Source organism: Erwinia aeris (genome assembly GCF_041224955.1).
In the GTDB taxonomy this organism is placed as follows: Bacteria; Pseudomonadota; Gammaproteobacteria; order Enterobacterales; family Enterobacteriaceae; genus Erwinia; species Erwinia aeris.
The window spans coordinates 84253-100799 of sequence record NZ_JBGFFX010000002.1; the positions used below are offsets into that span (position 1 = coordinate 84253).

General features: G+C 54.0%; 15 protein-coding genes. 5 read left to right on the forward strand and 10 right to left on the reverse strand.

Translation table 11 applies throughout. The features are described from left to right. Position 1 precedes the first annotated feature (1 nt). Entirely contained in the window at positions 2-241 is a 240-nt protein-coding gene (locus tag AB6T85_RS04055; protein WP_253454632.1) for a YceK/YidQ family lipoprotein, read from the reverse strand. Beyond that, positions 241-405, reverse strand: a complete 165-nt coding sequence (locus tag AB6T85_RS04060; RefSeq protein ID WP_253454633.1) for a hypothetical protein — start codon at positions 403-405, stop codon at positions 241-243. Before AB6T85_RS04060 ends, AB6T85_RS04055 begins: the two co-directional genes overlap by 1 nt. 70 nt (positions 406-475) lie before the next feature. On the opposite strand from AB6T85_RS04060, the gene AB6T85_RS04065 reads away from it, so the two are divergent. The 3 genes from AB6T85_RS04065 (at position 476) to AB6T85_RS04075 (ending at position 3038) form a co-directional block, all read left to right on the forward strand. Then, the gene (locus AB6T85_RS04065; RefSeq protein ID WP_253454634.1) at positions 476-1669 is read left to right on the forward strand and encodes a zinc-dependent alcohol dehydrogenase; all 1194 of its coding nucleotides are present in this window, start codon (positions 476-478) and stop codon (positions 1667-1669) included. A gap of 339 nt (positions 1670-2008) precedes the next feature. Then, positions 2009-2482 carry a YciE/YciF ferroxidase family protein gene (locus tag AB6T85_RS04070; protein WP_125288642.1) on the forward strand — a complete coding sequence of 158 codons (474 nt, stop codon included), beginning with the start codon at positions 2009-2011 and terminating at the stop codon, positions 2480-2482. Positions 2483-2528: 46 nt separating this feature from the next. Continuing rightward, entirely contained in the window at positions 2529-3038 is a 510-nt protein-coding gene (locus AB6T85_RS04075; RefSeq protein WP_125288643.1) for a ferritin-like domain-containing protein, read from the forward strand. 66 nt (positions 3039-3104) lie between these two features. On the opposite strand, the gene mdoH is transcribed toward AB6T85_RS04075, so the two are convergent. Further along, positions 3105-5654 carry a glucans biosynthesis glucosyltransferase MdoH gene (gene mdoH / locus AB6T85_RS04080; RefSeq protein ID WP_253454635.1) on the reverse strand — a complete coding sequence of 850 codons (2550 nt, stop codon included), beginning with the start codon at positions 5652-5654 and terminating at the stop codon, positions 3105-3107. Continuing rightward, positions 5647-7185: a glucan biosynthesis protein G gene (locus AB6T85_RS04085; RefSeq protein WP_301251305.1), complete on the reverse strand. Its 1539-nt coding sequence runs from the start codon at positions 7183-7185 to the stop codon at positions 5647-5649. The genes mdoH and AB6T85_RS04085 overlap by 8 nt, the downstream gene beginning before the upstream one ends. Positions 7186-7455: 270 nt before the next feature. On the opposite strand from AB6T85_RS04085, the gene mdoC reads away from it, so the two are divergent. Beyond that, positions 7456-8580: a glucans biosynthesis protein MdoC gene (gene mdoC, locus AB6T85_RS04090; RefSeq protein WP_253454636.1), complete on the forward strand. Its 1125-nt coding sequence runs from the start codon at positions 7456-7458 to the stop codon at positions 8578-8580. A gap of 33 nt (positions 8581-8613) precedes the next feature. Here mdoC and AB6T85_RS04095 read toward each other — a convergent pair whose 3' ends face one another. After that, positions 8614-10080, reverse strand: coding sequence for a phospholipase D family protein (locus AB6T85_RS04095; protein ID WP_369894866.1), 1467 nt, complete (start codon positions 10078-10080; stop codon positions 8614-8616). A gap of 197 nt (positions 10081-10277) precedes the next feature. On the opposite strand from AB6T85_RS04095, the gene AB6T85_RS04100 reads away from it, so the two are divergent. Further along, a complete protein-coding gene (locus AB6T85_RS04100) occupies positions 10278-11432 on the forward strand; it encodes a beta-glucosidase (protein ID WP_369894867.1) in 1155 nt (384 codons plus the stop codon). Here the strand turns inward: AB6T85_RS04100 and AB6T85_RS04105 are convergent. The 5 genes from AB6T85_RS04105 to AB6T85_RS04125 all read right to left on the reverse strand — a co-directional run bounded on the left by AB6T85_RS04105 (position 11407) and on the right by AB6T85_RS04125 (position 16521). After that, entirely contained in the window at positions 11407-11586 is a 180-nt protein-coding gene (locus AB6T85_RS04105; RefSeq protein WP_125288648.1) for a hypothetical protein, read from the reverse strand. The genes AB6T85_RS04100 and AB6T85_RS04105 overlap by 26 nt on opposite strands. Before the next feature lie 27 nt (positions 11587-11613). Next, positions 11614-11754, reverse strand: coding sequence for a hypothetical protein (locus AB6T85_RS04110; protein ID WP_199746402.1), 141 nt, complete (start codon positions 11752-11754; stop codon positions 11614-11616). Between the two features lie 512 nt (positions 11755-12266). After that, positions 12267-13070, reverse strand: a complete 804-nt coding sequence (locus tag AB6T85_RS04115; RefSeq protein WP_301251174.1) for an N-acyl amino acid synthase FeeM domain-containing protein — start codon at positions 13068-13070, stop codon at positions 12267-12269. A gap of 157 nt (positions 13071-13227) precedes the next feature. Beyond that, positions 13228-13983, reverse strand: coding sequence for a YoaK family protein (locus AB6T85_RS04120; RefSeq protein WP_253454640.1), 756 nt, complete (start codon positions 13981-13983; stop codon positions 13228-13230). A 318-nt stretch (positions 13984-14301) separates the two neighbouring features. After that, positions 14302-16521, reverse strand: coding sequence for a TonB-dependent receptor (locus AB6T85_RS04125; RefSeq protein ID WP_369894868.1), 2220 nt, complete (start codon positions 16519-16521; stop codon positions 14302-14304). Positions 16522-16547 lie beyond the last annotated feature (26 nt).

Here is a 16547-nt window from a genome sequence, read left to right on the forward strand (position 1 = left end):
TTTACTCGTAGGGTCCGTGGTGCGCATCCACCGGCAGCAGCAACGTATCGAGAACCAGCGACAGCGGCAAATCGATAATCGTCAGAAAGCGCCAGGGCGTATCACGGACATCCCACTGCACGCCAGGATAGTATTGATTGCCGTGCCCCTGTCCGGGCAGGGTTCGACTGATGATGCTGCCGCAGCCGGTCAGCATCGTCAGGCAGCATGCCAGCAATAAAGCACGTAACAGTGTGGTCATTACCTTTCCCGATCCGTATAAAAAACGCGCCATTGTACAGCAACGGCTAAGGGCAGTAAGCCTGCGCAGCGCAAAATATCCGTAAAATCTTCCTTAATTTTAGCCTTCTCTTTGTCCGATGTTTGACCTTTCGGCTCGCCGCGCGCCCTGCGTTCGTTTTTCATGTTCTATGCTTGGTAAACGCAAATTTTTTTGCCTTGACGTGAGACTGAAAAAAATACCGGAGCAGAGACTATGAGAGCCCTTACCTACCACGGCCCGCATCGGGTCAGCGTTGATAACATGCCCGACCCGACGATTGAAGCCGCAGACGATATTATTCTGCGCGTAACGGCCACCGCTATCTGTGGTTCCGATCTGCATCTTTACCGCGGAAAAATTCCCAGCACGGAGCATGGCGACATTTTTGGCCACGAGTTTATGGGCGAAGTGGTGGAAGCAGGCAGTGGCGTGACCAAAGTCGCAAAAGGCGATCGGGTGGTTATTCCCTTTGTGATTGCCTGCGGCGATTGTTTTTTCTGTCATCTGCATCAGTATGCCGCCTGTGAAACCACTAACAGCGGCCGCGGTGCCATTCTGAACCCGAAAAAAATCACGCCGCCCGCCGCGCTGTTCGGCTTCAGCCACCTTTATGGCGGTATTCCCGGCGGACAGGCGGAATACGTGCGCGTGCCGAAAGCCAACGCCGGCCCTTTTAAAGTGCCGGACACGCTGTCGGATGAGAAAGTACTGTTTCTTTCCGATATTCTGCCCACGGCCTGGCAGGCGGTACAGAACGCTGAAGTCAAACAGGGTTCCAGCGTGGCTATCTTTGGCGCCGGCCCGGTTGGCTTACTCAGCGCCGCCTGCGCCAGACTGGCGGGCGCCGAGCAGATTTTTATGATTGACCATCATAACTACCGACTGGCCTTTGCGCGCGAGCGCTATGGCGTTATCCCGATCAATTTTGATGAAAATGACGATCCGGCCGCCTGGATTATTGAAAATACCAAAGGCCATCGCGGTGTGGATGCGGTGATCGATGCGGTAGGGTTTGAGGCCAAAGGCAGCCTGACGGAAACCGTGCTCAGCAACCTGAAGCTGGAAGGCAGCAGCGGCAAAGCGCTACGCCAGTGCATTGCGGCCGTGCGCCGTGGCGGCATTGTCAGCGTACCGGGCGTTTATGCGGGCTTTATTCATGGCTTCCTGTTCGGCGATGCCTTTGATAAAGGGCTGACCTTTAAAATGGGTCAGACTCACGTTCACGCTTACCTTCCCGATCTGCTGAAACTGATCGAGCAGGGCCACCTGAAACCCGAAGAGATCGTTACCCACCATATGCCGCTGGAAGAGGCGGCACGTGGCTATGAGATCTTTGAAAAGCGTCAGGAAGACTGTCGCAAGATTATCCTGGTGCCGGGAATGGCAAGCGCCCAGGCAACGGTTTAATTAATCTTAAGCCCGCCACAGTATCTGTTGGCGGGCAAAACGAACTGTTTTTCCGTAAAGTACCGCCGCTATTTTTGGAAGTCTGACGTTTCCAGATGCTTTACCTCCGGCGACTTTTTAACAGCTCGCCAGCGTGGGTCGTTGATAACGTTCATAAGTTAACTATTTGTTAATTATATTTTTCCCCTCTGTCTGTGACCGCTGTCTCAGAATATTCCTTGAAAAGGATATTCTCCCCTTCTTGCCTTCCGAAATGCTCAGACCAGGCTAACCTTATTCCTGTAGCTTTACAGAGTGTGAATTTGCACTTTCTTTCCTGTTATTGAAATGGAGTGAAATATGACCATCAAGACGCTGGAAGATTTATTTATTCATGACCTGTCGGATGTGTATAGCGCAGAAAAACAAATCTCTCGCGCCCTGCCTAAAATGGCGCGTGCCGCTACCGATGAAAAACTGGTAGCCGCTTTCAAACAGCATCTTGAAGAGACTCAGGGCCAGATAGAGCGTCTGGACCAGCTGGTGGAAAGCACCGACGGCGTGCGCATTAAGCGAATGAAATGCCACGCGCTTGAAGGCCTGGTAGAAGAAGCCCAGGAAATTATTGATTCCGTGGAGGCTGGCCCGGTTCGTGACGCTGGCCTGATCGGCGCGGCGCAAAAAGTCGAGCACTATGAGATTGCCACTTACGGCACGCTGCGCGCGCTGGCTTTAAAGCTGGGCTATAAAGAGGCTGCTCGCCTACTGGGCGAAACGCTGGAAGAAGAGAAGGCCACTGACGAGAAGCTTACCGTCATCGCTGAGCAGCAGTAACGCCAGAAGCTGGCCCCCGGAAAATAATTCAATCAAGAGGTACACCATGACAACGCATGAAGAGAACTATTTAGCCTGGGTGAAAGATGCGCACGCGATGGAAAAACAGGCGGAAAGCATGCTGGAAAAACAGGCAGAACGTCTTGAGCATTATCCCGATCTGAAAGCCCGTATCGTGCAGCATATTGAAGAAACTCGTCAGCAGCAGGCGCTGGTACAGTCGGTTATCGACCGCTACGATACTTCAAATTCCGTCTTTAAAGATACCATGGGTAAACTCACCGCTTTTGGTCAGGCGATGGGCGGCATGATGGCGGATGATGAAGTCGTGAAAGGCGCTATCAGCAGCTATGTGTTTGAGAACCTGGAAATTGCCAGCTACACCTCGCTGATTGCGGCGGCTGAACTGGTTGGCGATACCGAAGGCGCAAGAATTTTCGCGCAGATCCGCGAGCAGGAAGTGGCAATGGCCGACTGGGCGCTGAATCATCTGCCGGACGTTACCGAGCAGTTTATGACGCGCGACGCCGCGCCGGGCGTAGAAGCGAAAAAGTAACGCCTCTTCCTTAAGGCAAAAAAAATCCGGGAACCTGCGTTCCCGGATTTTTTATTTATGCCTGCATCAGATTTTCGTCGGCTGAATAGCCAGCGGATTCATGCGCAGCGACTGATAGTAATCGAACCAGTCGTGATACTTATCGGCGTTCTGCCACAGACGATAGTGCATTCTGGAAAGCGTCACCGGGTCGCTAATCAGCGCCAGACGACGATCGCGATCCAGTTTCGCCGGTGACTCGCTCAGCGCCTGCTCGACACGGCGATCGCGGGCGAATTCCAGAATATCGCTTTTCAGGTGGCGCGAAGTGGCCATCGCGCTGGCCAGTGCGTTGAACGACGGATTGAACAGCGCGTGCATAAAGCCATCTTTCAGCGCACGTTCACGGTTCAGCGCGTTGTAGCGATCGGTGTCGACCAGCTCTCTCGGCGGCTCAAACTCTTCCGGGATCAGGAACAGATTAGCGCGTTTCGACGCCATTCCGGTCGTGGAGCGGCTTGAATACACCGACACGAAAGGCGAGAGGATCAGCGAGAAGACGATCGGTGCCAGCCACCACAGGAAGTTCAGATCCAGCCAGCCCATGCCTGCCGCCCAGACGATGCCAAGCGCCATCTGGGAACCGTGACGTTTAAACGCCTCGCTCCATGGGGTCGCATCGTCATCGCGCTGCGGCGAGTTCCAGACCACTTCCCAGCCCAGGAAGGCGCTGACCACGAACACCGTATGGAACAGCATACGCACCGGCGCCAGCAGGACGGAGAACAGCACTTCCAGGAACAGCGAAACGGTTACGCGCACCACGCCGCCATAAGGCTTCGCTCCTTTGAACCACACCAGGATGATACTGAGCAGTTTAGGCAGGAACAAGAGCACCATAGTGGTGGAGAAGAGCGCTATCGCCAGTTCGGGACGCCACTGCGGCCAGACCGGGAAAAGCTGTCTTGGCTGCAGGAAGTACTGCGGCTCCATCAGCGTATGCACCACCTGAAGCGCCGTTGACAGCGCCAGGAACAGGAACCACAGCGGCGCCGACAGATAGGACATCACGCCGGTCAGGAACACCGCACGGTGTACCGGATGCATCCCTTTAACCAGGAACAGGCGGAAGTTCATCAGGTTGCCGTGACACCAGCGGCGGTCGCGTTTCAGCTCGTCCAGCAGGTTTGGCGGCAGCTCCTCATAGGAGCCGGGCAGATCGTAAGCGATCCACACGCCCCAGCCCGCACGGCGCATCAGCGCGGCTTCCACAAAGTCATGCGACAGGATAGAACCGGCGAATGAGCCTTCGCCCGGCAGCGGTGCCAGCGCGCAATGCTCGATAAACGGCTTCACGCGGATAATGGCGTTATGGCCCCAGTAGTGCGACTCGCCCAGCTGCCAGAAGTGCAGACCGGCAGTGAACAGCGGCCCGTAGACGCGCGTGGCGAACTGCTGGCAGCGCGCATAGAGCGTGTCCATACCGGAAGCTTTCGGCGAAGACTGGATGATACCCGCGTTCGGGTTAGCTTCCATCATACGCACCAGGCCGGTCAGACATTCGCCGCTCATGACGCTGTCCGCATCCAGTACCACCATGTAGCTGTACTGGCTGCCCCAGCGGCGGCAGAAGTCATCGATGTTGCCGCTTTTACGCTTCACGCGGCGGCGGCGGCGGCGATAGAAAATGCGCCCTTCCCCGCCCACGTCACGTACCAGCTCCATCCACGCTTTCTGCTCGGCCATCGCGATGTCCGGGTTGTAGCTGTCGCTGAGGATATAAACATCGAAATGCTGCTGCTCGCCCGTTCTGACCACGGACTCCCAGGTAGCCCGCAGGCCAGCGAAAACGCGTTCCACATCCTCATTACAGATCGGCATAATCAGCGCGGTACGATGTTCCGGGTTAATGGGATCGTTATCGTTACTGTTGTACGAGATACTGTATTTGTCTTTGCCGATCAGCAGCTGTAAAAAGCCCATCAGCGCCGTCCAGAAGCCGGCGGAAACCCAGCAGAACAGCACGGCAAACAGGAACAGGATCCCGGTTTGCAGCACGTACGGCAGAATTTGCAGCACCGACTGCTGCCAGTTCTGGTTGATCATCTCCATAGGATCGATCAGCGCCCAGCCCTGATAAGGCAGAATGGTTTTCATGTACCAGGTGGCGATCACCGTTTGCGCGATGGTCAGCAGCAGCAGGATATAGCGGCGAATCGATCCGACGTGACGCCATTTATCTTCTGCACGCTGCTCTTCGGCATTGGCATAGCGCGGTTTGGTTTTATGCCCGCGCAGAGAATCCCACGCGCGTGACACCGGGTTAGTACGCCAGGCTTCCGGGTACATAGAAGAACGCGTGTGGGGCGGCATCGCCTTCAGCGTGGTGCGATGCAGCGCATCTTCGGCAAACTGTTCGCCTTTACCCACGGCATCCGGCCACGTCATCTCAATCCGCGATTTCACCGAAGCCAGCGGCGCGTCGTCCGCGCGCTCCGGCATTGGCGGCTCGCCCAGCGTCTGATGCAGCTGGCTAAAAGCCGCCTCAGACTGGTCAGGCAGCGCGTTCAGCAGCGCCTCTTTCCGCTCCGCGGGCAGAGGCAGCGCATCAATATAATCAGCGTTAGTCTTATTCATTGGCAGGCAACTGATAGCTCCAGGTTTCGGTCAGCGTTTTGTCGCCGTTAACCAGCGCAGCACGCATCTCTGTAGGCTGTTTGTTGTCCTTAACGCGTAGACGGATCACCAGACGCCAGCCTTTGGTGACCGGATTGTAGCGAACGCTGTTTTCCACCAGCTCGCCGTTATTACCGATGCTGACCTGAGGCGCAACCGGCGTATCGGCCGGCAGCTTGCTCATATCCTGACCGGCGAAGTCGACGATAAAGGCGACCGTGCCGTCCGGCTGACGAACAAGGTTAGACTGTTTCACATCGCCGGTTGAGCGCAGCGTATCTTTTACAAACGCCATATCCGGCGAGTGCAGCTGGCTTTCGTCGCGGGTAAAGTGCAGACGATACTTAAAGTTCATCTCTTTGCCCGGCTCCGGCAGACTTTCCGGCGTCCAGTAGGCCACGACGTTGTCGTTGGTTTCATCAGCCGTCGGGATCTCTACCAGTTCCACCCGTCCTTTGCCCCACTCGCCCTGCGGTTCAATCCAGCCGCTTGGGCGCAAATCGTAACGGTCGTCCAGATCCTGATACTGAGAGAAATCGCGGCCGCGCTGCAGCAGGCCGAAGCCTTTTGGATTCTCTACGGTAAAGGTGCTGACCGCGAGGTGTTTAGGGTTATTCAGCGGACGCCAGATCCATTCGCCGTTGCCGGCATGGATCGACAGGCCGTCGGAATCATGCAGAGCAGGACGATAGTTAACCTGCGAGGAAGGCTGGTTAGCGCCGAACAGGTACATGCTGGTCAGCGGCGCTACGCCCAGTTTGCCGACTTTATCGCGCAGGTAGACTTTCGACTGTACGTCGACAGTGGTTTCTTTACCTGGCGTGATAAGGAAGCGATAGGCGCCGGTCGCGCGTGGCGAATCAAGCAGCGCGTAGATCACCAGATGCTTGTCGGCCGGTTTTGGTCGTTCTACCCAAAACGTTTTAAAACGCGGGAATTCCTCGCCGGAAGGCAGCGCGGTATCAATAGCCAGCCCGCGCGACGAAAGACCGTAAACCTGACCAGCCCCGATAACGCGGAAATAGCTGGCACCCAGGAAACTGGTGATCTCATCGTCTTTTTTATTTTTACTGTTAAGCGGATAAAGCACTTTAAATCCGGCAAACCCAAGGTTTTTGACGGTTTCAGGATCGTGCTTAACATTGCCGAAATTAAAATAGTCCGGTGAATATTTAATCTCATGAACGGTAGACGCCGTCACTTCATTAATTTGCACCGGCGTGTCGAAGTACATGCCCTGGTGATAGAACTCCAGCTTGAACGGGGTTTTCAGCTTGCTCCACCAGGCTTTATCGCGATTGAACTGGATCTGCTGATAGTCAGCATATTTCATCTCGCGCAGTTGGGAAGGTAAATTGCTTTTGGGCGCTTCATACCCTTTCCCGGCCAAATCTTTCGCCTGTTTTGCTACATCATCAATGCTGAAAGCCCAGCCGGAGCTGGCATACATTGACAGCAAAACCGTTGCGCCAATCAGACGCAATTTCATCAGTTTTGGCTTATTTTTCATTTTAATCAGCACATCCCCCCCTTTCGTGTGCTTAAATCAATCCCATCCATCTTAATGGATAATTCGCAATTCCGACAGCTCAACAACATTTTTGTTCCTCGCATTTGTTGCTTTTAGCGCCCTGTTCTCAACTGCTTAGCGGATACGGATTCCCCTGATAGTATACCTGTGTTTTCTCCACTAGAGTAAGCGGTAAGCTTTAGCGTGGCTCAGGGTGAGCAAACGCTGTAACGTGTTGAATATGGGACGAATATGACAAAACAATCCGGGCAGCGAGAATATTTTTTTGACTCGATCAGAGCCTACCTGATGCTTTTAGGCGTACCTTTTCACGTCTCGTTGATTTATTCCAGCCAAAGCTGGTCAGTAAATAGTCCGCACGCTTCCGAATGGCTTACGCTGCTGAATGATTTTATTCACGCATTCAGGATGCAGGTATTCTTCGTTATTTCAGGTTATTTCTCTTATATGCTCTTTTTACGCTACAGCCCGCAGTACTGGCTGAAGGTGCGTCTGGAGCGTGTAGGCATTCCGATGCTGGCGGCCGTGCCGCTGCTGACGCTGCCGCAGTTTTTTATGCTAAAGGCCTGGACCGCGAGAATTGGCGACTGGAGCCAGCTAACGCTTTATCAGAAATTTAATGCGCTTAGCTGGGATCTTATCTCGCACCTGTGGTTTTTGCTGGTGTTGGTTATGCTGACCCTGACCGGCGCATGGCTGTTTAAAAAACTGCGTGACGGAAGACAATTAACGGACTATTCCGAGCTGAACTGGACACGTCTTAGCCTGGCTATCCTGCTTTGCAGCGTGATTTGGGGAGCGATTCGGCGATTGCTGTTTATTTTCGAGCCGCAGCTGTTAAGTAATGCCCTGTTTAATTTTGTGGTTATGCAAACCTTGTTCTTCCTGCCCTTCTTTATACTGGGCGCGATGGCGTGGAAATATCCGGCGATTAAGGCCCTTTTAATTAAACCTGTGCCCTGGACGTTTATCGGTTCCGCGCTCGCGTTTGTCGCCTATATTGCTAATCAGACATGGAGTAAAGGCGAAGGCTGGCTCTATGAGATTGACGCCGTGGTATCAATGATGATGGGGCTGTGGATGGTTAACGTGGTGTTTTCATTGGGACATCGCCTGCTGAACAGCCATTCGCCTCGCGTGACCTATCTGGTCAACGCCTCCCTGTTTATCTACCTGGTGCACCACCCGCTGACTATCCTTTACGGTATTTTCCTGGTGCCGCATATCGGCAGCAATACGCTGGGCTTTTTCGCCGGTCTGGTGTTCGTCTTCGGTATCGCGTTTATGCTTTACGAGATCCATTTGCGGATCCCGGTGCTGCGCTTTCTCTTTTCGGGCAAGCTGCCGCAAAAATAGCGCCTGAAAACTGGCCCGGCGACGCCGGGCCTTTTATAACAGCCACTCTATAGGCAAACGCCAGACCAGCCGCACCAGCAGCCGCTGAATAAAACGCGTACCCGGCTCGTGACGATGAACGATCTCCTTATCGCCTTCTCCGGGATATTCCACCCAGTTTACCCTGCCCCATTTATCCAGCCGCAGCGTCCAGGCGCGGTCGCGGATCCGGCTGATAAAACGCTGATGGATGCTGGTGGCTAACGGTTCGCTTTCAATCACAAAACCCATTTCGGTATTGAGCATGGCCGAGCGGGGATCGAAATTAAACGAGCCGATAAACACCTTTTCACTGTCGACGCTAAAAGTTTTGGCGTGCAGACTGGAACCGGAGTTCCCGGTCAGGCCGCGATCGTGCGGCTTTTCACGTAGCCCGGTGTTAGGTTTCAGCTCGTAAAGCGTGATGCCGTGCCGCAGCAGCTTTTTGCGCCACTTGGCATAGCCTGCATGAACCACCGACACATCGTTTGCCGCCAGCGAATTGGTCAAAATCGCTATTTTTACGCCTTTTCTGACCAGCCCTAACAGCTGTGCCACGCCCGCGCGAGTAGGTACAAAGTAGGCGGAGATAATATCGAACTGCCGCTGGGGCTGGCCAATCACTTCTAACATACGCTGTGGCAGCAGCGTCGACGCTTTGGCACGGCCCAATCCCTTACGAGGATCGTCGCTGAGCAGGCGCGTTTTAGCCCAGGTAAGCGGCAGATCGCCCGCGGCCAGCTGCGTAGTAAAGGAGGAGGCTTCAATACGTTGCAGATAGCGTTTCACCTGCGGGTTATTCAGCCACTCGGCGGGCAGCGACGCCGCTGCGCGTTCAGCTTCATGCTCAATATCCACCACTTTACTGAAGGGCTGCACGGCATGGCTTTCCCAGTAACGTTCAAAGTCATCCGTCACCTCGTTCACTACCGGGCCGATAGCCATCACATCCAGATCGGAAAAGAGCGGTTCGTCGCCGGCGCCAAAGTATTCATCGCCTACGTTACGGCCACCCACGATGGTGACTTCCCGATCGACGGTAAAACTCTTGTTGTGCATACGGCGGTTAAGCCGGGCGAAATCGGTGAGATAGCCCAGCGCGCGCAGCGTACGAAACGAGAAGGCATTAAACAGCCGAACCTGAATATTTTTATGGCGGCTCAGCTCGCTTAGCGTGTGGTCCAGCCCCATCGTATTGTTGTCATCCAGCAGCAGCCGCACCTGCACGCCGCGATCTGCTGCCGCCAACACGGCGCTGAACAGTAGACGGCCGGACATATCGTCCTGCCAGATATAGTACTGAATATCCAGCGTGCGTTCGGCGTTAGCCATCAGCTGATAGCGGGCGGCAAAGGCGTCCAGGCCCTCTTCCAGCGGATAAATGCCGCTGTGTTCAGGGTGACTCTCTACCAGAGAGGAAACGGCGCTCGTCAGCGACGCGCGCGCGGCTGGCTCATCTTCTGGCGCAAAAGCTTCAACCACGGTTCTTCCTTATTTTAACTTCCCGATATACAGGCGGTGAGGAACAATTCAGGCACTCTCTATTATTGTTCCAGTTATGGCAGATTGTCATGCGACTGTTCTGATAGCGGTGCGGCAGCAGTGATAAACATAGTCGTTAATACCAATTGGTCTAGACTTAGCGCATATCGCGCAGGTTTTGCTATGAGGAAAACGTCATGAGAGTAACGCATCCGCTGCCGTCTCAGAGGCACGACCAGCCGCTGTTCAAAAGCTTTTTCCAGGGCAGTTTCGCCTGCTCCACCGCCTGTCGGGGCGAGGGAAAAAGAGTGGATCTGGTGATCAACAGCGGCCACGATATGCTGCTGGAGAAGGATTATGCACAGCTGGCGGCTAACCAGCTGCTCACCGCGCGCGACAGCGCCCGCTGGTATTTGATTGAAAAAACGCCGGGCGACTACGACTGGTCGACCTTTCTGCCTATGCTGCACGCCGCGGAAAACAACGGGCTGGAAATTATCTGGGAGCTGGCGCACTTTGGCTGGCCCGACGGCCTGGATATCTGGCAGCCGGCCTTTGTCGATCGCTTTGCCGCCTTTGCGCGTGCTATGGCTTGTCTGATGCGGGACGAAGGCTACGAGACGCCTTTTTTCACCCCGGTTAATCAGATTTCGTTCTGGGCATGGGCAGGCGCCGAAGCCGCGCTGTTTAATCCCGGCGTGACGGGCCGTGGCAAGGCGCTGAAGCAGCAGCTGGTCAGGGCTTCGCTTGCCGCGATGCGCGCTATTCGCGAAGAGCTGCCGGGCGCAAGATTTGTGCTGACCGATCCGCTGGTACATATCGCCACCCACGAAGCGTCAGCGGCCGCTCGCGAAGAGGCTCAGCGCCAGCACGACGCGCAGTTTGAGGCCTGGGATATGCTAAGCGGGCGGCTGATGCCCGAGCTGGGCGGCGATCCTTCGCTGCTGGATATTATCGGCCTTAATTACTATCCCGATAACCAATGGTATTTAAACGGCGATCCGCTTACGCCCGAACAGGCTGAATATCGCGAGCTGTCCAGCCTGCTGCTGGAGGTCTGGCAGCGCTATCAACGACCGCTGCTGATAGCGGAAACGGGCGCGGAAGGCGATAAGCGCGCGCCGTGGCTGCGAAACGTCGTAGCACAGGTCATGCAGGCCAGGGATCAGGGTGCAGATGTGGAAGGCGTTTCGATTTTTCCGGTGGTGGACTACCCTTCATGGGCCGACGATCGCCGCTCGCCGGGCGGGCTGTTTGGCCTGCCTGATGCCAACGGCAACCGCACGATTTGCGAGCCCTATGCGCTGGAGCTGCGCAGCCAGCATATCAGGATGAAGTCTTTAGGGGGATAACGGACGAGGGCGGCGCGCACTCCTGCAGTGGGTAAGGCACCGGCGTGCGCCGCACGTCTGACAGCCAGGTCAGCACAAAGATAACCGCCACGGCAATCAGCCCGGCGGCCAGCAATCCTGTGAGCGCCAGCAGGCGATCTTCGCGAGTGTCCATGCTCTTTTACCTCCATCCTGACAACCATTACGTCATTAATAACGTAACCAGTAGCACAAAGATTATCAGCGTAAAGGAAGCGACTGCAAGCACCACAATAGCAAAATGGGCATCGTCAAGCTGGTGACGCGACTCGCCGGAAAGGCTTTCTTGCGTTGGTTCTGTCATGTTAATCACTGTCGGCTGGCCTGACACGCTGCCAGCCCTGCTCTGTTAAATACGCAAGGCACTCCGGGCAAAGCGTTATCGTTCTGACAAGGCAGCGCATAAATAAAATTTACGCTTTAGCGTCGCTGATTCCTTCAGGTGTCGTACATCTGCCGCGCATAAAAAAGGGAGTGTATCATAATCCCTGCCTGGGGACGCAAAGATAAATAGCCTTATTTAATGCTACTATCGTCTCAATTTTGAACCCCGATTTTTATTTATCGATAATTAAGCTCACTTATAATGCAATCCGCACGATAGTTTCATATTCGTTTAATAATAACAGGCATGCGCAATACGCCCCTCACCAGCATTGAGACCTGAGTTTATTTTCAATGAAAATTAATAGCAGCAACAATAAATATCAACAGAGAAAGAAAGTCTTTATTTTCCCTGAGCGGCAACAGCGCCAGAAAAGCAAACGCATAAAGCATACGTAGTTATTATTGCAAATTCATTACTACTGGAATAATTTATAGATGGCAAAGATAGTGATAAAGCTCAGCGTCCTTTTTATCCAGGGTAAATTTGTTACACAGCCAGCTCTGATGGCAGGTTTTCTTGTATTCGGCCAGCAGGCCCAGCTCGTGTAATATCCTTATCCAGCCTCGGGTACCGTATTGCGGCTTTTCGTAAATTTTTTCCCGGATGGCCTTAACATCAACCCGTAGAAGACAGGTATGTATATTGCCGTAATCAGGATGGATTTTGGTTGCGCCAATCTGTTCAAACAGCAAGTTTCTGATATAAAAAGCAGCCACTTTTTCTCTGACCTGCACCACGATGTCGTCCACTTTATCCACAAAAATGGCGTACATCATCGTCTTCAGATAAAGCATAAACACCAGGTTTTCCGTGCCCGCATCGCTCTTAATGGAGAGCGCGCCGATTTCCGTCACCTGTCGATGCTGGAGATTAAGCGTCTGCAGCTCTTCGGCAAAAAGCTTACTGCACGGCAGTTTATTATTTTTCTCTCTGATAACGCCTATCGTGCCTAACACCCGATCGCCTTTACGAGCCAGCAACAGCGTACTGTTTTTATCGACCAGTCCTTCATTATAAAGAAACAGAGCGCGATTTTTTTTAACGAATCCTTTCTTTGCATACTCTTCTTTTATTACATCCATACCCTTAAGAAAATCAATAAAGCCGCCCGCAGGCGAGACATCAATGTCGTTATCCAGTGATTTACTAAAGTTACAGATCCTTAGCGTACCGCGATGGAGCACCCCATCGCGCACGGCCTTTTTCAGGATGGAATCCCTTATTAAAGTCATGTCTTACCTCTCAGAGCAGCAGCGTGTACTCATAAAATATAATAAAGTATTGGCGCATGAAAAGCTAAGAATAATCTGAAGTAAAACAGGAAGGAAATAAGACGGGCGTTTAAAAAAAGTGGAGAGTCGGCTTCCCTGCCGGCCAGATAATAAAGCTTTAAGACAGACGTATCTTATTTAGTCCGTAAACGTTTTTTTTAGCTCTGTGCAGCGTGACGGCGATTGCCCAAAGCGCCACGACCGCCAGGAACACGCCCAGCCCCAGCATCGCCACAAAGCCGGCGAATCTGAACAGCAGCAGGCCCACGATACAGCCGGTCAAAAAGGAAAAGACGGTGGTCAGATGGGTATAAAGCTGTTTCTGCTGAAAGCGGCGCTCGCTGTAAGAAACATGGCTGATAAAGGAAGAGACGAACGAGCCTAAGGCGATACCCGCATCCGTCAGCGTGCCGGTGATGTGCGTTGCCCTGACCCGCCCGTTGGAAAGCTGCGTGGACGTCGAGTTATGGATGCCCATCAGGAAACCCAGCAGCACCGATATTTCCTTGTTATTGCCCGGCGAATAGAAAGCCAGCTCAAAAACGGAGATCAGAGAGAGTACCACGCTTTCTGCCAGGATAATCAGGCAGAAAATGGTTCTGAAATTCTTTTTTAGTCCCGCCAGCACCATAAATCTTGCACAGACGGAGCCAATGACAAAAGCCGCGATCAGCACCGCCAGAAAAATCAGGCCTTGCATATCGGCGCTGAAAACTTCTGAGGAGATCTGCGAGGTGTTTCCTGTCATATGCGAGGGGAAAAAGCCAAACGCGCCCAGCGCCATAGCGTTCAAAATCCCTGCCGTGGTGGCCAATACTAACGCCAGGTAACGATCTTCCGTGTGGGACCTGACCTTCTTTTTCTTAATCAGCACATTGTTCACCATTGAGTTGCGTGGAAGGAAAAGAGATAACGTAGGGTCCTGACAGTAAAACAGAACAAGCTTTAGCTTTATATGGCGCTAAAAGACGTTACGGAGCCTGATAATTGTTCAGCCTCACTAAAGCTTAACGCACCTTTGTTAGACAAATGTAAATGTAGAGTAATGTTTCTTAATATTACCAGTAAGAACAATAAATTACAGATTAATCTGGAAAATTCAGCCGGGCTGCCGGTGAAAATTGAGACGGTTTAAAGCGAGACGCTCGTCCCTTTTTTGCAACGAACGCCTCGCGGATTTAGCAGGAAATAATCAGAAATCGTAGGCCATTGAAAGCTTAAGCTGGCGAGGGTTTCCCTGATAGATATAAGAGCCATAGCTTTCCACGCCCGACCAGTACTTCCTGTTGGTGACGTTTTCCACGCCCAGACGCCAGGTCATCTCGTTTTGCTGCACGCTTATGCGGTAGCGCAGCCCTAAGTCCAGCGTGGTGTAGCTGTTCAGCTTTTTGCTATTGGCGGCGTTGGCGTACTGCGAACCGGAATGCGTCACCCGCGCCAGCGCCGTCAGCCCTTCAACCGGTTTGATATCATATTCCGCGCCCAGCACCGTATAGAAGTTCGCCACGCCGATAGCGTTTTTCCCTTCGTAGAGGCCATCTTCCGTTTTGGTCATTTTTGGATCCAGCCAGGTGGCGCTACCGTTCAGCCGCACGCCGTAAACCGGTTCGCCGAAGAGATTCAGCTCCACGCCACGGTTGCGCTGCTCGCCGTAAAGCCCAAACATCTGCGTTTGCTGGTTAATAATGCCGGTTGGTTTTTTGATTTCAAACAGCGCCAGCGACCCGCCGAGACGACCGCTATCAAGCTTCACGCCCACTTCATTCTGCCTGGAAAGTGAAATACCGGTGACCTGTCCCGCGTTCTTTGCGTCGCTGGTGGCCGTGTCGCCCGGCTGCAGCGCTTCAATATGGTTAGCGTAAAGCGAAACCGTTTCCCAGGGTTTCACCACCAGCCCGTAGCCCGGCGTCCAGCGCGATTGGGTAAAGCGCGAGTCGGTATCTTCGATCGCCGTGCCGTAAGCATAGTTACGCACCACCACCTTCTGATGACGTACGCCTGCCGTCAGCAAAATCTTATCATCCAGAAAGCCGAGCGTATCGGCCAGCAGAACGCCCTGCGTACGGATCCGACTGGTGGGGCGAGGATCGTCAAGATCGCCGCCGAAATAGGTGTTGGCTGGCGCCGGTACGGCGGAGGTCTGATAGATATTGGTCGCCTGCGGCGTCAGTGCCATGCCATAAGCGGTTTTTTCACGTTTGGTCTGTGCCGAATAGCCGATGTTGACGCTGTGGCTGACGAAACCGGTGTGAAAATTACCGCGAACGCCGCCCATGCCGCTGAAGGCGTCGACATATTTATTGGTATCCATACGGCTGATGGTCGCCGATCCGTCTTCATCAAGCAGTTTCGGCGTACCGTAAGCGCCCATTTCGTGAGAGTGCTGGCCGCCCACGGCACCGTAAGCTGTCCAGCTGTCGGTGAGATCGTATTCCGCGCGCGCCATGCCAAATTCGCTTTCCAGGTTGCTGTAAACCCAGTTCTGGCTGTAGTTGCTGGTTGCGCGCGGCACGGCGGGTATAAAATCGACGCCGCTGACGTTAACGCCAATGCGCCCGCCGTGGAACGCCTGCTTCTGATAGCCAAGATCCAGCGAAGTGCGCAGCCTGTCGCCGCGATAGTCCAGTCCCAGCGAGGCTAATGTGGTGCGGCGCTTTTCGTTATCAATCGCCGTTTCACCTTCACGATGCAACACGTTGGCGCGCACGCCCCACTGGTTGCTGTCACCGAAGCGGCGTCCTACGTCCAGCGACGTCCCTGCCTGGGAAGAAGAGGTATAATCCACGCCCAGTTGAGTCAACGGCGCGTCTTCGGCATGTTTAGGCTCCAGGTTAATCATGCCGCCGACGCCGCTGGTGGCGGCACCATTAATCAGCGCGTTAGATCCCTTAAAGATTTCCACGCGATCCACCATCTGGGTAGAAACGACCTGACGCGGCATCACGCCAGGCAGCCCGCCGAAGGTCATATCGTCGCCGTCCAGATCGAAACCGCGAATGCGATAAGTTTCCGCAAAGTTGCCGTAGCCCTGCACGTTCTGTACCGAGGCGTCATTAGCAACCACATCCTTCAGCGTTTGCGCCTGCCGATCCTGGATCATCTTGCTGGTGTAGCCGATCACGTTGAAAGGCACATCATGCGCATTCTGCTCGCCAAGCATGCCCAGGCGGCCGCCGTTGGCGACCTGCCCTTCCAGATAAGCGGGCACCAGCTGGTCGCCGCCCGATTTGAAATTATCCGCGCCTGTGGCAATAACGGTCATGGTCTTGTCGGCCGGGACGTTGGCGGCGGCAGAGACTGTTTTTGCGGCGGCAGGCGTTTCTGCCGACATAGCTGGCATACCGGCGGACGCGATAAACGTCGCCAGCAACGTAAAATTGAAGCGGCGGTGAAACAGGCGTGTATGGGCCATGGCGGTTCCCTGATAGCAAGCTGAGT

What these genes read in the sequence shown, in the direction of transcription:
- AB6T85_RS04060 (WP_253454633.1), bottom strand. Translation starts at nt 405, where the DNA reads ATGAAAAACGAACGCAGGGCGCGCGGCGAGCCGAAAGGTCAAACATCG.
- AB6T85_RS04055 (WP_253454632.1), bottom strand. Translation starts at nt 241, where the DNA reads ATGACCACACTGTTACGTGCTTTATTGCTGGCATGCTGCCTGACGATG.
- AB6T85_RS04100 (WP_369894867.1), top strand. Translation starts at nt 10,278, where the DNA reads ATGAGAGTAACGCATCCGCTGCCGTCTCAGAGGCACGACCAGCCGCTG.
- AB6T85_RS04070 (WP_125288642.1), top strand. Translation starts at nt 2,009, where the DNA reads ATGACCATCAAGACGCTGGAAGATTTATTTATTCATGACCTGTCGGAT.
- mdoC (WP_253454636.1), top strand. Translation starts at nt 7,456, where the DNA reads ATGACAAAACAATCCGGGCAGCGAGAATATTTTTTTGACTCGATCAGA.
- AB6T85_RS04110 (WP_199746402.1), bottom strand. Translation starts at nt 11,754, where the DNA reads ATGACAGAACCAACGCAAGAAAGCCTTTCCGGCGAGTCGCGTCACCAG.
- mdoH (WP_253454635.1), bottom strand. Translation starts at nt 5,654, where the DNA reads ATGAATAAGACTAACGCTGATTATATTGATGCGCTGCCTCTGCCCGCG.
- AB6T85_RS04105 (WP_125288648.1), bottom strand. Translation starts at nt 11,586, where the DNA reads ATGGACACTCGCGAAGATCGCCTGCTGGCGCTCACAGGATTGCTGGCC.
- AB6T85_RS04075 (WP_125288643.1), top strand. Translation starts at nt 2,529, where the DNA reads ATGACAACGCATGAAGAGAACTATTTAGCCTGGGTGAAAGATGCGCAC.
- AB6T85_RS04125 (WP_369894868.1), bottom strand. Translation starts at nt 16,521, where the DNA reads ATGGCCCATACACGCCTGTTTCACCGCCGCTTCAATTTTACGTTGCTG.
- AB6T85_RS04065 (WP_253454634.1), top strand. Translation starts at nt 476, where the DNA reads ATGAGAGCCCTTACCTACCACGGCCCGCATCGGGTCAGCGTTGATAAC.
- AB6T85_RS04115 (WP_301251174.1), bottom strand. Translation starts at nt 13,070, where the DNA reads ATGACTTTAATAAGGGATTCCATCCTGAAAAAGGCCGTGCGCGATGGG.